This is a genomic window from Mycolicibacterium pallens (genome assembly GCF_019456675.1).
In the GTDB taxonomy this organism is placed as follows: Bacteria; Actinomycetota; Actinomycetes; order Mycobacteriales; family Mycobacteriaceae; genus Mycobacterium; species Mycobacterium crocinum.
The window spans coordinates 1,002,457-1,021,806 of record NZ_CP080333.1 but is presented as its reverse complement, the minus strand read 5'-3'; the positions used below and the strand labels follow the sequence as shown (position 1 = coordinate 1,021,806).

The window sequence follows — 19,350 nt, the reverse complement described above, 5'->3', positions numbered from 1 at the left end:
ACTCCAGTGTCACCCACTTTGCGGACAGAAACTGTCCGCAAAGCATGAAAGCCTGTAGATATGACATGGCGACTCAGCTCGCCGACCAACTCGACTGGCACTGGACGAACGCGCTGCGGCCCCGGCTCGACGGCCTGACCGACGACGAGTACTTCTGGGAGCCGGTCGCGGGCTGCTGGACCGTGCACCGCGATGGCGGCATTGACTTCGCATTTCCACCGCCGCAGCCGGAACCCGTCACCACGATCGCCTGGCGGTTGGCCCACGTGATCGTCGGCGTGCTCGCGATGCGCAATCACTCCCACTTCGGCGGCCCGCCCGCGGATTATCAAAGCTGGCCCTACGCCACCGACGCGACGACCGCACTGGCTCAGCTCGACGACGCGTACGCGCGGTGGATCACCGGCTTACGGGGCCTGTCCGACGATGACCTGGCCCGCCCGTGCGGGCCTGCCGAAGGCCCCTACGCCGACTACGCGCTCTCCGAACTGATCCTGCACATCAACCGTGAGGTCATCCATCACGGTGCCGAAATCGCTTGTCTCCGCGACCTTTACGCACACCAATAACACCAATAAGAGAGGACCACCATGCCTACCCTCGCCCCACCTGTGCGCGACGAACGCGACGCCCTTCGCGAGTTCCTCGCCTACCACCAGAGCGCCTTCGTCGCCGTCGCCTACGGCCTCACCGACGAGCAGGCCCGGTCGACCCCGACCGTCAGCACCCTGTCGATCGGTGGGCTGATCAAACACATCATCGGCGTGCAGCAGTCCTGGATGCAGCGGGTGGCCGCGGCACCGGGCGAACCGCGGGCGGACGACCGCCCTTTCGAGGAACGCGCCCAGGAGTACCAGGACCAGTACGTGATGCGGCCCGACGAGACGCTGGCCGAGATCCTGCAGCAATTGGCCGCCCAGAACGCCGAATCATTGCGGCTGGTCGAGACCGCCGATCTGGACGCCGCGGTGCCCGTGCCGCGGGATGCGCCGTGGTTCCCCGACGACGTCGAGGCCTGGTCGGTGCGATGGGTGCTCGAGCACCTGATCGCCGAACTGGCTCGGCATGCCGGCCACGCCGACATCATCCGCGAATCCATCGACGGCGCAACGATGTACGAGCTCGTCGCCGCGGCCGAGGGAATGGCGCCGCAGCCGTGGCTGACCCCCTGGCGGCCGAAATAGCCGCACAACCTCCCCGAGCAGACGCAGACTCGCACGTCAACCGCCAGAATCGTGCAATTCTGCGCCTGCTCGCGCCAACCGGAAATTGGTGGTAGTAAGGCCCGATTTGGCAGACTTGTACGAATGAGTTCGACCAAACACCGCGAAGTAGCCAAGCTCGATCGCGTTCCGTTGCCGGTCGAGGCTGTCCGCATCGGCACAACCGGGTGGCAGCTCACCCGCACCGGCGCACGCGTGCTCACCAAACTGCCCGGCCGTGGCCGCTGGCAGGACAAGGTCATCAAGCAGATCCCCCAGACCTTTGCCGACCTCGGACCCACCTACGTCAAGTTCGGCCAGATCATCGCGTCCAGCCCGGGCGCCTTTGGGGAAAATCTGAGCCGGGAGTTCCGCGGCCTGCTGGACGCGGTGCCGCCCGCCGACACCGCTGAGGTGCACAAGCTGCTGCAGCAGGAGCTGGGTGGCGACCCGGCGAAACTGTTTGCCTCGTTCGACGAGGAGCCGTTCGCGTCGGCGTCGATCGCCCAGGTGCACTTTGCGACCCTGCACACCGGTGAGGACGTCGTGGTCAAGATCCAGCGCCCCGGCATCCGCCGCCGGGTGGCTGCCGACCTGCAGATCCTCAAGCGCTTCGCTCAGCTCGTTGAGGTGGCCAAGCTGGGTCGTCGACTGTCAGCCCAGGATGTGGTCGCCGACTTCTCCGACAATCTGGCCGAAGAGCTCGACTTCCGCATCGAGGCGCAGTCGATGGAGGCGTGGGTATCGGGGCTGCACGGTTCGCCGCTGGGCCGCAACATCCGGGTGCCGCAGGTGCACTGGGAGTTCACCAGCGAGCGGGTGCTGACCATGGAGCGGGTGCACGGTGTGCGCATCGATGACGTCAAGGAGATCCGCAAGAAGGGATTCGACGGCACCGAGCTGGTCAAGGCGCTGTTGTTCTCCACCTTCGAGGGGGGCCTTCGCCACGGCCTGTTCCACGGCGACCTGCACGCCGGCAACCTGTTGGTTGACGACGATGGCCGAATTGTGTTCCTGGACTTCGGAATCATGGGCCGCATCGACCCGCGCACCCGCTGGCTGCTGCGCGAACTCGTCTACGCGCTGCTGGTCAAGAAGGACCACGCCGCGGCGGGCAAGATCGTTGTCCTGCTCGGCGCCGTGGGCACTACGAAACCCGAGAAGGAAGCCGCCAAGGATCTCGAGGCGTTCGCCGCCCCGCTGACCCTGAAGACGCTGGGCGACATGTCCTACGCCGAGATCGGCAAGCAACTCTCCACGCTGGCCGACGCCTATGACGTCAAGCTGCCCCGCGAGCTGGTGCTGATCGGCAAGCAGTTCCTCTATGTCGAGCGCTACATGAAACTGCTGGCGCCCAAGTGGCAGATGATGAACGATCCGCAGTTCAGCGGTTACTTCGCCAACTTCATGGTGGAGGTCAGCCGCGAGCACCAGAGTGATGTCGAGGTCTGATGGAAATCCGTACCGGCACGGCCGCCATTGGCGACGACATCGAGCTCTACTACGAGGACCTGGGCAATCCCGGCGACCCGGCGGTGTTGCTCATCATGGGCCTCGGCGCTCAGCTTCTGTTGTGGCGCAACGGTTTCTGCGAGAAGCTCGTCGACCAGGGTTATCGGGTGATCCGCTACGACAACCGCGATGTTGGCCTCTCGACCAAGCTGCACGGCAAGCGGGCTAGCGGCGGGCTGGTGCCCAAGTTGGCGCGTTCGTTTGTCGGGCGCCCCAGTGAGTCGGTGTACACGCTCGAGCACATGGCCGACGACGCCGCCGCCCTCCTCGATCACCTTGGTATCGAGCAGGCGCACATCGTCGGAGCGTCGATGGGCGGGATGATCGCGCAGATATTCGCGGCACGGTACAGCCGGCGAACCAGAGCGTTGGGAATCATCTTCTCCTCCAACAACTCTGCATTCCTGCCTCCCCCGGCGCCGCGGTCACTGCTGTCGCTGATCACCGGGCCGCCGCCGAATGCGCCGCGCGACGTGATCGTCGAAAATGTGGTTCGGGTCGGCAAGATTCTCGGCAGCCCGGGCTATCCGGTGCCCGAGGAGCAGGCACGCGCGAACGCGATCGAGGCCTACGAGCGGTCGCACTACCCGCAGGGCATCGCGCGGCATTTCGCCGCGATCCTCGGCAGCGGCAGCCTGAAGCGCTACGACCGCCAGATCACTGCGCCGACCGTCGTCATCCACGGCCGCGCCGACAAGCTGATGCGCCCCTCGGGCGGCCGCTCGATCGCCAAGACGATCCCGAATGCACGTTTGGTTCTGTTCGACGGCATGGCACATGACCTGCCAGAAGCGCTCTACGACGACATCGCCGGTGAGCTGAAAACCACATTTGCCGAGGTCCGCTAGGTAATTACGCCTATCTTTCGGAATCGTCGGATGTCAGGTGCAGCGGCTAGCATCAGGTCTGCAGACAGCGGTGATCGCCCATCCCTTCGGGGGGGATTTGTGGTTGCTGCCTGAAGCATTCAATGCGAAAGGCACACCAGCATGGCCAAACGGCTTAAACCTCATTTTGAGGACGTACAGGCGCACTACGACCTGTCCGATGACTTCTTCCGACTCTTTCTCGACCCGACCCAGACGTATAGCTGCGCGTATTTCGAGGAGGATGACTACACCCTCGAGCAGGCGCAGATCGCCAAGATCGACCTGGCGCTGGGCAAGCTGGGCTTACAGCCCGGCATGACCTTGCTGGACGTTGGCTGCGGGTGGGGCGCCACGATGATGCGCGCCATCGAGAAGTACGACGTCAACGTCATCGGACTGACGTTGTCGAAGAACCAGCGCGACCACGTCGAGCAGGTGTTCGCCGAGTCGGGCAGTCCGCGGAGCAAGCGCATCGAACTCATGGGCTGGGAGGAGTTCGACGAGCCGGTGGACCGGATCGTATCCATCGGCGCTTTCGAGCATTTCGGCTTCGACCGCTACGACGACTTCTTCAACCTCGCGTATCGGCTGCTGCCCGAGGACGGCGTGATGCTGCTGCACACCATCACGTCGCTGACCTTTGATCAGATGGTCGAGAAGAAGATCCCGCTGACGTTTGAGGCGGCACGGTTCGCGAAGTTCATCCTCACCGAGATCTTCCCGGGCGGCCGGCTGCCGACGCCCGAGAAGGTCGACGAGCATTCGTCGAAGGCCGGCTTCACGCTTACCCGAACGCAGTCGCTGCAACCCCACTACGCGCGCACCCTGGACTGCTGGGCGGCCGCGCTGGAGGCCAACCGCGACAAGGCGATTGAGGTGCAATCGGAGGAGGTCTACGAGCGCTACATGAAGTACCTCACCGGGTGCGCCCGCGGATTCCGGGTAGGGTACATCGACGTCAACCAGTTCACGCTTGAGAAGCAGGCGAAAGAAACACCCGGTTAAGGCACTGTTTGACCACCGTCCGACATGCCCGAGACGGTATGGTCCAGATCACATAGTGCATACTGGCGCGCGCGCAAATCATCACGTGCGGGGGCCGTGGTGCAGATAGATAAGCAGAATCAGGAAGGCTCTCACACTCATGCCCGAGGCAACTGACACCAAGGACATGCGGCCCCATTTCGAAGAAATTCAGGCGCATTACGACCTCTCGGACGACTTCTTTGGCGTGTTCCAGGACCCGACCCGCAAGTACAGCTGCGCGTTCTTCACCGGTCCGAACGTCACACTCTCCGAAGCGCAGATCGCGAACGTCGACCAGCATCTCGACGCGCTGGACCTCAAGCCCGGTATGACCCTGCTCGAGGTGGGCTGTGGGTGGGGCCTGACATTGCAGCGCGCCATGGAGAAGTACGACGTCAACGTCATCGGACTGACACTGTCCAAGAACCAGAAGGCGTACTGCGATCAGCTGCTGGCGAAGGTCGACAGCGAGCGGACGTTTGACGTCCGCCTCGAGGGCTGGGAGCAGTTCCACTCACCCGTCGATCGGATCGTGTCGATCGAGGCCATCGAGCATTTCGGATTCGAGCGCTTCGATGACTTCTTCAAGAATTCGTTCGACATCCTGCCCGACGACGGCCGCATGACGATCCAGAGCAGTTGTGGCTACCACCCATACGATCTGCAGGCTCGCGGCAAGAAGCTGACCTTCGAGTTGGCCCGATTCGCCAAGTTCATGGTCGACGTGATCTTCCCCGGTGGCCGTATCCCGAGCACAAAAATGCTCGTCGAACACGGGGAGAAGGCGGGCTTCGTCGTCCCCGAGCCGCTGTCGCTGCGCAATCACTACATCAAGACCCTGGGCATCTGGGCGGCGCGCCTGGAGCAGCATAAGGACGAGGCCATCGCCGCGGCCGGCGAAGAGAGTTACAACAACTACATGCGGTACCTGACCGGGTGCCAGTACTACTACGTCGACGAGGCGCTCGACGTCAGCCTGGTCACCTACCTCAAGCCGGGTGCTGTCGCCTAGCAGGCTTTCCGCCATCGGCGAATATCCGAATACCGCTCATGAGCCCGAGTTAGTCTCGGGCTTATGGCTGTTGGGCGACTTGCTGATCCGAATTGCACCCTTGGCACCGATCCCCGATCGGATCCGCGGATGGTCGCCGCGCTGGCCCCGTTGGGATTGGCCGACGTGTTCCCCGACGCTCCGTTGACGGTGGACTCGCCAATGGCGGATCTGTTGGCGTACGCCGCATTCGCCGAGGACGCCGTCGGCGGGACGCTCGAGATGTTCGCCAAGACCGTCCCTGTCCCCGAGGGTGTCAGCAGCACGACCGTCACGATCCCGGGTGCTGACGGCAACGAGATCACGCTGTTGATCAGCCGCCCGGGTCACGCCGACGGTCCGTTACCGGCGGTTGTGCATTTCCACGGCGGCGCGATGGCGATCGCCAGCGCCGCGGACACCTCATATCAGCGTCTTCGGGAGAGTATGGCCGCCACGGGTCTCGTCGTGGTCGGCGTGGAGTTTCGCAACTCCGGTGGCCGGCTCGGCGCACATCCCTACCCGGCGGGGTTGAACGACTGCGCGGCCGCCACCCGGTGGGTGTACGCCAACGCCGTGGATCTCGGAGTCAGCCATCTGATCGTCTCCGGCGAGTCCGGCGGCGGAAACCTGACGCTGACCGTCGTGCACAAAGCAAAAAGAGAGGGATGGCTCGGCGAGATCGCCGGCGCCTACGCCCAGTGCCCGTACATCTCCAACCGCTGGCTCGACTATCCCGACCACCTGCCGTCACTGCGGGAGAACGACGGCTACTTCATCAGTTGTCAGCAGGCCGCGCTGTTGGGTTCGATCTACGACCCGGACAGGAAGTATGCCGACGACCCGACGTGCTGGGCCGGTGCGGCTTCCGACGACGACCTTGTCGGCTTACCGCCGCACGTCATCTCGGTGAACGAGCTTGATCCGTTGCGGGACGAGGGTCTTCTGTATTACCGACGGTTGCTGAGTGCGGGTGTGCCGACCATCGGTCGAGTTGTGGCGGGTACGTGCCACGGTGGAGATTTGCTGTTCCCGGCGACGATGCCGGAGGTTTTTGCGGCGTCGGTGCGCGATGTCAGCGGTTTTGCATGGTCGCTGGCGGGTCTACCGTCGTGACGCGCTTTACCGGTCCCGCCCAAGGTCTTTCCACCGGAAACGACTCTCGACGCGCTTGCCGTTTCCTGTTGACAGCACCCGAGTGGTATGGGAGTCTTTGCTTAATTTCTTAGGCAGTACCTCAGGAATGGCAAAACACCACATATAGGGGGGTCTCAATGACTACTTCAGCTGCACGCAAGTTCTCGACCAAACTCCAGGTGAGCACGGCGGCTGTGGCAGTCGCCGCCGCTGCCGCGATCACGCCGGCCGTCGCGCACGCCGCGCCGAGCATCGCTCCGTTCTCCGAGAACGTCGGCGGCGCCGCTTCCCTGCTCGTTGATCCGGTGGTCATCCTCCCCGGCTCCAACAAGAAGGCAGCCGCGAATGCGACTCCGGCTCCGGTGATCATCCAGAACTTCCTCGGCGGGTTCGTTGACGCAGCCCAGAGCGCCGTCCTCGCAACCGCCCAGTACTTCGGGACTTGGGTCTACGGCGGCCTCGCGTTCACCGGCCTCGTGTTCAACACATTTGGTCTCACGCAGATCGGGGATCAATTCGACGCCGCTGCGAATGCCGTAGCCAGGGCTGTCCACATCGGCCCCTACAACACCGTCTCCTAACCTATCTCTGAAAACGACTCGTCAGTTTGTTCTTCACCAGCAAACTGACGAGTCGTTTTTTGTTGTCCAGTTGCTGCGGGCTCCTCAACTCGTGTCGCCCGCACCGGAGCATGGGGATCAACTGAGTGAAATTCTTCTCGCGGCGACGGTTCAACGATGTTCCGGACGACGACGGCGATGACGATGTAGATCTGACCGACGATGAAGACGAAGACGAACGCCCTTGGTATCGGCGGCGGAATGTCGTTTGGACCGCGGTTGGCGTTCTCGTTCTTATAGTGGTGTTCGGCGGCTGGCTTGGTTTCCGAGCTTACGAAGCCAAGACAAGTCTCGAGCAGGCGCGCACCAATGCACAGCAAGCCAAAGATGCTCTGCTGCAGGGCAACACGGCTGATGCATCGCGGTTTGCAGGTGACGCGCAATCCCACGCTCAGGCTGCTCGCGACGCGACGCACTCCGTTCCATGGAACATCGTGTCGGTCGTACCGTGGTTGGGCAGCCCGTTTAAGACCGGTCAACAAATCTCGGACGTCGTGCTGGGTCTGGCCGCCGACGTCTTGAAACCCACTGCGGACGCGGGCACCACGGTCGCGCCAGGTCAGCTGCTGGCCAACGGCCGGCTGGACGTGGACGCGCTGCGGAGAGAAGAGCCAACGCTCAGCAAGATCGCAGGTGACGCGGGCCGGCTCGACGCCGCCGCAAAGGCGATTTCCGAGCCGGCGTACCTATCCGTCATCGGCGAAGCACGGTCACAGCTGCAAGCTCAGACCTCCAATGTCGCGCACCTACTGGAAAACACCGCTCTGGCCGCGAAGTTGGCACCGTCAATGCTCGGCGCCGACGGTCCGCGCTCGTACTTCATGGGTTTCCAGACCAATGCTGAAGCGCGTGGCACCGGTGGGCTGCTCGGTGGATTCGGAGTTCTCCGGTTCGACGACGGTAAGCCGAGCGTGGACTCGCTGGGACCGAATTCGGACTTCAACAAGCCGTTCACGCCGTTCTCGGTCAATCCCGAATTCGACGAACAATATGGGTTCACCAATCCCACCACTGACTTCCGCAACAGCAACCAAAGCTCACACTTTCCCTACGCGGCCCAGATCTGGAAGCAGATGTGGGCACAGCAGTCAGGGATGAACGTCGATGGAGTGATTGCGATCGACCCGATTGCCCTGAGCTACATCCTCGGCGCAACCGGTGCGATCACTTTGCCAGACGGTGAGACGGTGACCAAGGACAATGTTGTCGAGCTGACAGAGTCCACGGTCTATAGCCGCTTCCCGACTGATCAAGCTGCGAGGAAGCGGTATCTGCAGGAGATCGCTACCGAGGTCGTCAAGAAGATCACCAAACCGGTGGAATCGCCACGCAAGCTGCTTGATGCTTTAGGACGAGCCGTTGGTGAGCGGCGGATTTCAGTGTGGAGCTCCTCACCGGCCGACCAGAAGCTGCTGGAGCAGACATCGCTCGCCCACGAGATCCCCGATGACCCGGCGCCGTACGCCGAAGTGGTGATCAACAATCTCGGTGGCAACAAGATGGACTACTACCTCGATCGTGAGATCGAATACGCGGCCGACGGCTGCGATGGCAACACCCGGAAGTCAACCGTGACGATCCGGCTCACCAACAAACTCAAGGACACTGCTGGCTTGCCTGAATACGTGGTGGGACGGCTGGGATTTTTCCCAGAGATCGCAGGCGATGTCCCTCCAGGAACGATGTTCACCTCAGTCCGTCTTCTCACAACAAAGGGTGCCGACGTACTTAGCGTTCTCGCGAACGGAAAGAGGACCCGTGTCTTCGGATCGATGGAACGGGGGCACCCAAGCTTCGAGTCGCAAGTGGCCATACCTCCTGGTAAGACCGTCGAATTAACCTTCCGGCTCACCGAGCCGACAGCTCCGGGCGAAGCGCGAGTTCCAGTGCAGCCGCTGGCGGATGCAGCGACGCCCAAGGTTTCGGTACCGACGTGCACGCGATGATCCGCTTTGCCGCAGTTCCGAAATGGTACGGGTAAGCTGGCCGCTCGGTCTTGAGCTAGATGTCCTGTGGGTCGGCAAATCTACGACGGTATGCTTCCCAGGCAAGACGCGAAGTAATATTGATACAGGGGGTAGGGGTCGATTTGAACATTCGGGACTTCGCAAAACTGCTGCGAACTCGCTGGATCACCGTATGCGTTACCACCTTAGCCGTGGTCCTAGGGGCGGTCCTCTACACCCTGCTAACGACACCGCTCTACCAAGCTTCCACGAGACTTTTCGTATCAGCATCGTCGGGTGGCGCATCAGTGTCGGATCTGTACCAGGGAAACCTTTTCTCTCAACAACGTGTGCTTTCGTACGCTGAATTACTCGGCGGCGGGACGGTGGCCCAACGGACAATAGACAAACTTAAGCTTGACACGACCGCAGACGCACTTGAAAAGCGGATCAAGGCGACTGTGAAGCCGAATACCGTTCTCATAGACGTATCAGTCCTCGACGAGTCCCCTGTCCGAGCCCGCGACATCGCAAACGCACTCTCCGACGAATTCGTCGCCTTGGTGGGCGAACTGGAAACAACGACTCCTGGGGCGCAGGCCGATTCTCGTGTCGTCGTGGAACAGCGCGCATCGGTCCCGACGAAGCCATTAGTTCCAAATCCGGTTCGCAACATTGGGATCGGTCTTGGGTTAGGCGTTCTGTTGGGCGTCGGTCTTGCAGTTCTTCGCGACATGCTCGATAACACGATCAAAAGCCAACAAACTCTTGAGGAAATTGCGGGTTCCAGTGTCGTCGGCTACATTCCCCTCGATAAAGATATTCGGAAAGTTCCAGCCCTATCCTTCGTTTCCGACAATTCAGGAACAGCCGAGGCATTCCGCAAACTACGGACCAACCTGCAGTTTCTGGCAGTTGATAATCCACCCCGGGTAATCGTCGTCACAAGCTCGTCGCCAGCCGAGGGAAAGTCCACCACAGCGATAAATATTGCGCTCGCGCTAGCGGAAGCCGAGCACAATGTGGTGCTGGTCGATGGCGATATGCGACGCCCCAGTTTGGACAAATATCTCGACCTGGTCGGCTCAGTTGGTTTCAGCACCGTTCTAAGTGGCACTGCATCACTTGCGGAGGTTCTTCAAAAAACTGAGTTCCCTCGCTTGACCGTGCTCACTGCAGGGTCCATACCACCCAACCCAAGTGAGTTGCTCGGGTCGTTGGCCGCCAGAAAAGTATTGGATGAGTTGCGCGCTCAGTTCGATTTTGTGGTTGTCGACTCCTCTCCGCTACTCGCGGTGACTGACGGTGCGGTCTTGGCAGCTACTGCCGATGGCGCGCTCATCGTAGCCCGGTTTGGGAAAACCAAGCGTGATCACCTTGCACACGCGGTCGAGAATCTGAACAGTGTCGGCGCGTCGGTGCTGGGAGCGGTAATGACCATGATGCCAGCGCGCGGCGGGAGTTCATACAGCTACCACTACAGTTATGGCGGCAGTTCCGGCGACGGTAATCGGGACCAGCGCAAAGAACCGGCGAATTTCCACTCCGCCGACGCCGAGACCAACCGGCCGGACGTGAACACGACTGCAGATGCCACCTCGCCTCGGCATTTAACAGAGCGCAAGGATGGCGATGCTTCGCCGGTGAAGCGTTCCTTGGACTGACAATGCTATGTGGAGTCAGAGTCGGAGAAATGCCGTCTGACAGTCGCGGTTCAAACCGGGTCCTGTGACACTTCCGATCGGTTGCGAATAAGGCCCCGCGCCGGCTTACCTGCAAACGCTAAGGAGCGGCACAACAATTCGTTCAGTGGACAGTCGGATTTCGATCTTGTATCATCGGCCCGGCTGGTCCGCACGTCTGCCGCCCGCCCACTACGGCCATCTTGGAATCACAAAGCCAGCTTCGCTCATCCATCGCGACATACGGTTGAGCGCCTCGTCACTGCCGATCGGGGAAGTCCATTCCGGGAGCAAATTGCTCCGGAACTCGAACTCGCTCGACAGGATGGCGAGCAGGTCCTTATCTTGCGGGGCTGCGAAAGGGTCTACCGTGCCGCCCTTGTTTAGTGTCGTCTTCATTGCGAAGAGAGCAGTATCAATCGCTTCGTCAGCGTTGACTTTGGCCAGCGCACGCCGTCCTAACCGCCCGACCGGGCCCTTATAGGCGGCTCTTACTGTCCCGGCGATGGTGGGGCGGAATGATTTGACCGGCTGACCGGGAAGGGCCGTCGCGTAGGTCGGCAAGACGCCGGCAGCCTCCGCGAAACGTTCGATAAAAGTCGACCAGCGTAAGCCGCTTAGATCCGCGAAGTGATGATACCGACCAAACTGATCGGCCGAGCTGTTCCCTCCGGCAGCGACTAAATGCCCTAGGTAGGAGGCGGCGTTGGGGGCGAATGCGGCATTAGAGTAGCCGTCACTGCCTGCAACGCCCACAGCTCGGCCATCGAGAAGTCGCTGTGCAAGATTGGCAGTCCACGCCGGCGACCCTTCGCCGACTATGTTGCCGAGTCGAACGATATCAAGCCGATATTTGGCACTCGCTTGCAACTTCTCCAAGACGAGCTCAGCATGTACTTTCGACTCCACGTACGCGTCCCCAGATCGACGAACCGCACGCACTGGGCGCGGCTGTTCGCTGAACTCATAGCCGAATACCGCCTGGGTGCTGATGTGGACTAGATGCTCGGCACCCACCCGCACCGCAGCATCGTGGATACTTCGCATCAGGAGCGAGTTCTGCCGAAACAGTCGATGGGGCTTTTCCGCCTTGATATAGGCGAGATTAATGACCGCATCCGCCTTGCGCACAACATCAAGCTGCTGCGGAGCGACCACCGAAATCTTGCCCCTCCATGGGTGAAGCAGGATCGCGCTCACAGCGGGATTGCGCGTCACAGCGATCACACGATGACCACGTGCGAGCAAATCATCGAGCACGTATTGACCGAGATAACTCGTCGCACCGAAGACAACAACAGCGGATTGCGACGTGATTGGATTCACGCGGTCACCAACGCGTCGAACAGACCGGCCAGCGTTAGAAACCTACTTCCATCAAGCAGCTGCGAGACGTCGGCGTGTGACGAGGGATTTACTATCGCCTCGTTCTCCAAGCGGTAACAGCCGCTCGGATCTTGTGGACGTTGAATGGTCAGGGGAAGGTCAACGCGCATAGGGCGGCCGCCCGAAACTACAGTCGGCTGCTGCGCGAAGGCGCCACCTACAACGAGCGACGCGCGCTCGGCATGCAATACAACGCTGCGCGGCAAAGCACAGGTTCGAGACACACGGAAGTCGACTGGAAGTTCCATATCCTCCCTCGATAGCCGAAATTGGGCTTCGAAGTCGTGCGAAGGCTCAGCTTCTCGGTTCCGCATCACGGATTCGACAGTCACCGTCGGGACAGCATCAGGTGAATCAAGGTCGAGCAAGAATAGAAGCGTGTCCAAGACATGAGCGCCCGTGTCATAAAGCACACCCCCATAAGCACTCTTCACCACGTACGAAGAGGCCGCGCCCCACTCCCAACGAGAGCCCTCGCGTGCTTCGGCACGATAAATCTCGCCCAACATCCCCGAGCGGACGATCTCACGTGCCACTTGGATCGCTGGATAAAGTCGGCGCATGTGTCCAACGAGCACACGGGCCTTGCCTGCAGAGGCGGCATTGACCAACCTTTGCGCGTCCGACAAAGTTGGCGCGAACGGCTTTTCAATGAGTACGCTTCGTCCCGCCAAGAGGTACTGGAGCGCGAGGTCGGTGTGAAACTCCGGCGGTGTGGCGATAAGCGCCGCATCGGCGCCCGATACGCCGGCTCTATCGACACTTTCTACGGCTCTGGAGTGAAGGCGCTTCGCCATCCGCGCCGCCCTGTCTGTCGATGTATCAATACACGCGCGGACTTCCAGGACGCCCTCGGATTGGAGGCGACTTAAAACCAGACCGTGCTCTTGCGCTACCACTTCACCACACCCGACGACGTCATAGCGGAACACACGTATAGCCTAGCTGGCTGCGGGTCGAGGCAACGCGTGGTGGTCGTGGCCTGAAACCCCAGTCGTAGGTTATTGGGCCGCCACTTCTGGGCGGCTGGTGAGCTACAACAACAGGTTTGTTTCGATCTGTGTAGGAGGATCAGGAACACGCCCGTCAGCGTTCGCCGGGGTTTCGCGAACGTGTTGCGGTTGATGGACCTCAAATGGAGGCGTCGGAAATGTCGGAGTACGAGGCGATCAAGTCTGTCATGGGCAAACGCGGCATATCCGAAGAATTGCCACGTAGGTGCCGACGTAAGGCTCAACTCCGTACAGGTAAACGACCCGGGCCGACCAGCTCCAAACTTGCCGAGATCCGGCGCCTCAAACGAGAAGTCGCTGACTTATGTAGAGCCAACGAGGTTTTCAAGCCGGCGTTTCTCGCAGCGAAGCTCGACCGGCCCGCGACGAAATGAGCGCTTACATCGCTGCACGTCACGATGAGTTCGGGGTCGCGCTCATCTGCCGCATCTTGCGGTCAGCCACTCCGGGTATCCTCATCGCTTGTGACTACCGGGCCGCCCGGACCCGCCCGCCCTCAGATCGGAAAATCCGCGGCGAGCAGCTGATCGCCGACGTGCGTGAGGTGGACCGGCAGACCACGGTTACCGACCTCGGCGCGACCCGACGCGCTGACCTCGTAAACCGCGCTTTCAAGGCCCCAGCATCCACCCGGTTGTGGGGCGCCGACATCACGTCAGTACGGACCTGGAAGGGGTTCTGCTACACCAAATTCATGACCGACGCCTGCGCCAAGAAGGTCGCCGGATCGGCCGTCTCCGCTAGGATTGGCACCGAAGACCTTCCGCTGCAGGCATTCAATTGTGCTGTGTGGCAGTCAAATACCGATCCCCCCGAGTGGATCCATCACTCCGCCACGGATCGCAGTACCTATCGCTGGCATATACCGACCGACTTGCCGAACTTCGGCATCGTACCGTCCGTCGGCTATTCACAACGCCAGCGAGCCGACCCTGGACCCCGCAACCGAAGAGGGACCGGAACCTGAGGTAGTTCATAGTGTCAAGAATGCCGTTTGACTACGAGCAAGGTGCGTTTGAACCAACAACAGGCTACGCGCGAGGGAGCAACCAGCATGGCAAGGATTAGAGGTCTGCGCCTCGGCGTCTTGCGATCACGCGACGCAAGGCTGTCAATCGAACTAGGGCTCGCTACTGCGCTCGGTCCGCTTGGCGGCTTCGTGTCCAACATAGTAATTGCGCGGACACTGGGCGCAAGTGGGCGAGGCGAGTTGGCCGCTATCGTTGCTGCTCTCGCTGTATGCGAGGCTGTACTGGCTTTTGGCTTGCCGGACATCGTAGCCCGCTATATCGCCAAAGGCATCATACCGCCCGGCTCCCAGCGCACTCTCGCGGTCGGTGCCGTAGCAGCGTCCATCATTCCAGGCGTAGTAGTCGCGCTTTATTGCCACAGCTGGAGCTTTTCCTGGCCGATCTCGATCGGCGCGGCGTTGCTAGTTCCCTGGACTACGGCCACCGTAATTGGGCGCGGGGTGGTGCTAGGCCACCACGCTTATCGAAAGCTCACCGCGTCGCAGTTGGTGGGGGGCATCTTCCGCCTGCTAGCTCCCCTGACACTGATTTTGGTTGACGATCCAACCGAGAATATGGGATTGGCAGTTGTACTCTCATATATTGTTGCGGCATCAATTCCGATCTTTTGGTATCGGCCATTCGCAGGGCGCGCCGCTCCCGTCCGCCAAGTCATACCGCTGTTACGCGAATCCCTGATTGTCTGGCCTGTCTATGCGGCCTGGCCGATTTACATGTACTTAGATCAGTTGGTGCTATCCGCAGTTGTTTCGCCCGCAGATTTGGGTCGATACGCAGTCTGCGCCGGCATTGCCCAGGCTCCCGCGGCTCTTGCGAGTGGACCTCGTCAAATCCTGCTGGCAAGGGCCGCTAAATCGCAGAATCTCGACGAGATTCCAACAATAGCGCAATCATTCCTCGCGGCCGGCATAGTCGGTGGCGCGGCATGCGGCTTCTTGGCAGGACCCATACTGGAAGCGATATTTGGACCCGAGTTTCGAGGTATTTCAGCCATCCTAGGGCTCTTAGTGGCCGCGTGCGGCTTTGACATCGCACTTGGAATGCTCAACACCGGTCTGCTGGCTGTGGGTCGTGTGCGGTCATCAGCAATAAACCAAGGCGTCGCCTTGGTTCTCACTGCCGCGGCTCTCCCTATCGCAGTTTCACTTGGCGGAAGCATCATCTGGGCGGCGATCGTGCGACTATCGGCTTCGGCAGTAGCGTTCTCGCTTGCGCGGCTAAATGTCCGCCAGTTTAGCCGGTCGCAAGAATCAACCTCGGATTAAACGCCCAAAGTCGGCGTACGCAAACCGTGCCACGAATCAGACTTGGGCACCGTACACCTGATTGAGTCTGTGCTTAGCAAGCCACACGGTCCTTCGCATTGACAACCGGTCAGTGAAGGAAGCGAATGACTTCCCAACTCTATCCACGGTATCGACAAGGCGGATAGCTGCTTCCAGTTCGAAAGGTTCAGCGGATGGTCCGCTCAAGCCAGCAAATGCGCCCGAACTACTAACACCAATTAAACGTCTACAAAGATCATCGTGGGCTTGCGCAGCATGTGCCGATCGCCAATCCTTATTGGCCGAGGCCTGTTGGGGATGCCGGCGGTACAGGAGGTCCGGCATTGCGACCCGTCCAAGGCGAATTCCCTCGAGAGCCATGCGAATCCAGAGGTCCCAATCTTCGGCGGGGACATCACGATAGCCGCCAACTCGGGCAAAGGTACTTCGCCGGCCAAGAAGTGTTGGGTGCGGTAGTGTATTCACGAGCAACAATTCGTAGGAGGACGCATCCGGGCTAACGGCAAAAGGAGCCTGCGGTTGAACTAGCTTTCGCTTTTTGCCGAACATAATTATCGACGCAAATACCACGTCAAGATCACCTCGGTACAGGGCAGAGAGCTGATGCCGAAATCGCCAAGGCAATGATATGTCGTCCGCATCCATTCGCGCTATAAGCGGTGTCTCGGCAGCGTCGATTAAGGTGTTCAACGCCGTAGCAACGCCCACATTAGCTCGAGAAGTCAAGATTCCCACACGGCGGTCGGCGCGGGCTATCCTCTCCAGGATCTTGCTTGTGCCATCTTCGCTCGCGTCATCGTAAACAAGCATCCGCCCACTATCCGGAAGCACTCTTAGAATCGACTGCGCCGCAAGGTGTATCGTTTTCTCCGCGTTCCTGGCCGGCACGATTACTGTGACTGACTCCACCCTCTAACTCTAAAGTACTGTCTCGCGAAACACCGGGGTACAGGCGATGGGTCGGCCGCCCTCCCTGGCGGCACCATCTATTTTGGATTAGCTTCCCAGCCGATCAGCGTTCCTTTTGATGTCTTGGCGTCAAAAGGAACGTGTCTTCGCAACAAACGTCACCGATAACTGGCACCTCGGGATTATCCGGAGCACCACCAACTAGGGGGGTGTAAACGATTCACCAACTGCTGGGGGTCTCGATATTCGCTCGCAGACACTTTATAGGTCTTATACGCTTCCGCGCTGGGTCGGCATTCGAACCGCGACGACGATCGCAGGCTATAGTGTTGCCCAGACCTCGATGCATCGTGCACACTGTAGCAATGCCGGTTGTTTCCGTCGTAATCATCTTCTTGAACGCCGAGCGCTATATAGAAGAAGCAGTCCACAGTGTCTATGATCAGGAATTTTCGGACTGGGAACTGATCCTGGTTGATGACGGTTCCACCGACAGAAGCTCGCAGATAGCGCGCGATCTGGCCGCAGCGGACGAGCGAGTTCACTACCTGGAGCATCCGGGACATCAAAACCGAGGGATGAGCGCGACGCGCAACCTGGGAGCTGCACACGCCAAAGCGAAATACATCGCGTTTCTTGACGCCGACGACACCTGGACGCCACGCAAGTTGTACGACCAAGTCGAATTGCTGGAGCGAATGCCTGACGTCGCCATGGTCTCCGGCGCAGTGCTTAATTGGTACAGCTGGGATCCAAAGTCGACGATCGCCGACTCCATCTACCAACCTGGCGACATCGCAGATCAGCGCCTCGACCCTCCTGAGGCGGCGCTGGCACTCAATCCGCTACGCCGGGGCACGTCCGCTATCGCAGAGGTCCTCGTCCGACGCGAAGCATTCGAAGCTGTCGGCGGCTTCGAAGAGCGATTCCGAGGGTTGTATGAAGATCAAGCGTTTTATGTCAAGATTTTTCTTCGATACCCGATATATATTTCATCGAGTAGGTGGCTCTATTATCGAATGCATGACGATTCCTGTTGTGGGCAGTTGCGCCGTGTGAGCCGCGCCCACACGTGGCGCTTGCGATTAACATTCTTTGATTGGATACGCGAATTGGAAGAGCAAGGCTGGTTCGACGATGCCCGCGTGAGTGCGAAACTCCGACTCAGACGCCGCGAGTTGAAATACGCACTTCTCGCGAGTCCTATCTTCGAATTTATCGATCGACTCAACGACCCTTCAGGTCCTTTCGCGTACATATCGAAACGAATAAAACGTCGAAGGTCGGCTGCGAGAAGTCGCGCGAGTGTCATGACAGATGCCCTCGACCCATCGACGTAACATGACATAGGAACGCGGCCACTTCAGTGAACGAGCATTAGCCGCGCTCGCTATTGCGACTCGTACCCCGAGGATTTCTGCGATCCCCGGCCATCATGTCACTGCGGGACCACGGTGGATTATTGCGGAAAACGCGCGGCGACAGATTCTCGCTCCGACTGCACTCCTTTGAAGGTGGCGCCTGCCGGCGTGCGGTGCGACCGAGGCGCTGGTACACCCAGTTGGCCGGCCCGTATGCCATCTGCTAACCCCATGGGCAAGACTATGAAAACCAAGCCCGGCCAGCTAAGGACCATCCCGCTAATTACGAAAACGATGCCCATTATCGCGAACGGCTCAGTTCGGCGACGAATGAAAAACAGAAGGCACCAGATCGATGTGAAGCTGATTAGGAGACCCGCCATGCCACCCTGGGCAAAGCTTTGAACGAAGGTATTGTGCGCCCCTAGAGGAATCTGGACTTTCTGGACCACCTTGTCCTGGGCAGCCAATCCCGATCCGAACGGAAAGTTTTCGACTCCAACCTCGAACCATGGCTGTACAATTTCACGTCGATAAAGTGCGGAGTTGGCCGCCTCGCGATCAACGACACCTCCCGGTGCAGTTTTGATCCCTAAACCAATAAAGACGCCCTCAATAACCCGATCACGCTGTCCGCCGACGTTGAATGCAAACAACGCGATCAAGCATGCCACTAACCCGAATACCGCTCGTCGACCTTTAACGCTTGCGATCGCAGTTCGAAAAGAGGAACGAGCCGCGACCGAAAGCAGGACCGCGAGCATAGCGAGAATGATGCCCGAGCGGGAATTTGTGGTATTGATGCCTAGAATGATGACCGCGAGTACTGGCCATCGGAGGCGTGTAAATCGCCAATTTATTATCAGCGGCAGTGTGCTGGCCAGCAGAATAGCCATGAAATTCGGGTCAGCTAAGAAGCCAGCGCCACGCAGTCGAAGCGTCGAAGACGAAACCGTCGCGTGGATCCATCTCTCACGACCTAACGCGCCAGCTACGCCATACCACTGCATAATCGCCACCACAGCCGAAACCGCGGCGAACAATATTAACAGGTCAACTAAACGCTCCCGCGTATTGGCTTCCGCCATCACGTTCGCGAGCAAGAGCATCGCCCCGACGCACGCCATTTGAAATACAAACACGGCCGCGAAATTGTGTGCATCGTCTTCAGGGTGCACAAGAGGTGGTAATAAGTAATATAGCGGGATTAAGACTGCGACTGCGCCGGTAAAGGGTGTGGATATGGGCAAATCGCGCCGACCGAGTATGACAAACGCAATTATTGCGAGTGCAATCAATCGGTTGGAGCTGCCGACGAATGGTAGCTCGACGTCCACGAA

At 60.0% G+C, this 19,350-nt stretch carries 16 protein-coding genes; 12 read left to right on the top strand and 4 right to left on the bottom strand.

Going from position 1 to position 19,350, the window contains the following annotated elements; genetic code table 11:
- Positions 1-65: 65 nt before the first annotated feature.
- The 10 genes from K0O64_RS04855 to K0O64_RS04810 all read left to right on the top strand — a co-directional run bounded on the left by K0O64_RS04855 (position 66) and on the right by K0O64_RS04810 (position 11,006).
- Complete coding sequence (locus K0O64_RS04855; RefSeq protein WP_220046158.1) at positions 66-569, top strand: DinB family protein; 504 nt, start codon at positions 66-68, stop codon at positions 567-569.
- A gap of 21 nt (positions 570-590) precedes the next feature.
- A complete protein-coding gene (locus tag K0O64_RS04850; protein ID WP_220046157.1) occupies positions 591-1,184 on the top strand; it encodes a DinB family protein in 594 nt (197 codons plus the stop codon).
- A 123-nt stretch (positions 1,185-1,307) separates the two neighbouring features.
- Positions 1,308-2,654, top strand: coding sequence for an ABC1 kinase family protein (locus K0O64_RS04845; protein ID WP_096310144.1), 1,347 nt, complete (start codon positions 1,308-1,310; stop codon positions 2,652-2,654).
- Entirely contained in the window at positions 2,654-3,562 is a 909-nt protein-coding gene (locus tag K0O64_RS04840; protein ID WP_220046156.1) for an alpha/beta fold hydrolase, read from the top strand. Before K0O64_RS04845 ends, K0O64_RS04840 begins: the two co-directional genes overlap by 1 nt.
- A gap of 141 nt (positions 3,563-3,703) precedes the next feature.
- Positions 3,704-4,588: a cyclopropane mycolic acid synthase family methyltransferase gene (locus tag K0O64_RS04835; protein ID WP_220046155.1), complete on the top strand. Its 885-nt coding sequence runs from the start codon at positions 3,704-3,706 to the stop codon at positions 4,586-4,588.
- 139 nt (positions 4,589-4,727) lie between these two features.
- On the top strand, positions 4,728-5,621 hold the full coding sequence (locus tag K0O64_RS04830) for a cyclopropane mycolic acid synthase family methyltransferase (RefSeq protein ID WP_220046154.1): 894 nt from the start codon (positions 4,728-4,730) through the stop codon (positions 5,619-5,621).
- Between the two features lie 63 nt (positions 5,622-5,684).
- Positions 5,685-6,755, top strand: coding sequence for an alpha/beta hydrolase fold domain-containing protein (locus K0O64_RS04825; protein WP_220046153.1), 1,071 nt, complete (start codon positions 5,685-5,687; stop codon positions 6,753-6,755).
- A gap of 158 nt (positions 6,756-6,913) precedes the next feature.
- On the top strand, positions 6,914-7,357 hold the full coding sequence (locus K0O64_RS04820; protein WP_220046152.1) for a hypothetical protein: 444 nt from the start codon (positions 6,914-6,916) through the stop codon (positions 7,355-7,357).
- 125 nt (positions 7,358-7,482) lie between these two features.
- Positions 7,483-9,342 (top strand): DUF4012 domain-containing protein, encoded by a 1,860-nt coding sequence (locus K0O64_RS04815; protein ID WP_083542716.1) that lies wholly within the window; start codon positions 7,483-7,485, stop codon positions 9,340-9,342.
- Positions 9,343-9,485: 143 nt separating this feature from the next.
- A complete protein-coding gene (locus K0O64_RS04810) occupies positions 9,486-11,006 on the top strand; it encodes a tyrosine-protein kinase domain-containing protein (RefSeq protein WP_071947535.1) in 1,521 nt (506 codons plus the stop codon).
- Positions 11,007-11,216: 210 nt separating this feature from the next.
- On the opposite strand, the gene K0O64_RS04805 is transcribed toward K0O64_RS04810, so the two are convergent.
- Both K0O64_RS04805 and K0O64_RS04800 read right to left on the bottom strand, forming a co-directional pair.
- Positions 11,217-12,350, bottom strand: a complete 1,134-nt coding sequence (locus K0O64_RS04805) for an NAD-dependent epimerase/dehydratase family protein (RefSeq protein WP_071947536.1) — start codon at positions 12,348-12,350, stop codon at positions 11,217-11,219.
- Positions 12,347-13,342, bottom strand: a complete 996-nt coding sequence (locus tag K0O64_RS04800) for a Gfo/Idh/MocA family protein (protein WP_071947537.1) — start codon at positions 13,340-13,342, stop codon at positions 12,347-12,349. The genes K0O64_RS04805 and K0O64_RS04800 overlap by 4 nt, the downstream gene beginning before the upstream one ends.
- 1,135 nt (positions 13,343-14,477) lie before the next feature.
- Here K0O64_RS04800 and K0O64_RS04795 point away from each other — a divergent pair.
- Positions 14,478-15,719, top strand: coding sequence for an oligosaccharide flippase family protein (locus K0O64_RS04795; RefSeq protein WP_071947538.1), 1,242 nt, complete (start codon positions 14,478-14,480; stop codon positions 15,717-15,719).
- Positions 15,720-15,755: 36 nt separating this feature from the next.
- Here K0O64_RS04795 and K0O64_RS04790 read toward each other — a convergent pair whose 3' ends face one another.
- Entirely contained in the window at positions 15,756-16,628 is an 873-nt protein-coding gene (locus K0O64_RS04790) for a glycosyltransferase family 2 protein (RefSeq protein WP_225933721.1), read from the bottom strand.
- A 386-nt stretch (positions 16,629-17,014) separates the two neighbouring features.
- Here K0O64_RS04790 and K0O64_RS04785 point away from each other — a divergent pair, with 386 nt between their 5' ends.
- Entirely contained in the window at positions 17,015-17,989 is a 975-nt protein-coding gene (locus tag K0O64_RS04785; protein ID WP_071947540.1) for a glycosyltransferase family 2 protein, read from the top strand.
- A 119-nt stretch (positions 17,990-18,108) separates the two neighbouring features.
- Here K0O64_RS04785 and K0O64_RS04780 read toward each other — a convergent pair whose 3' ends face one another.
- Complete coding sequence (locus tag K0O64_RS04780) at positions 18,109-19,188, bottom strand: O-antigen ligase family protein (protein WP_198044311.1); 1,080 nt, start codon at positions 19,186-19,188, stop codon at positions 18,109-18,111.
- Between the last annotated feature and the right edge of the window lie 162 nt (positions 19,189-19,350).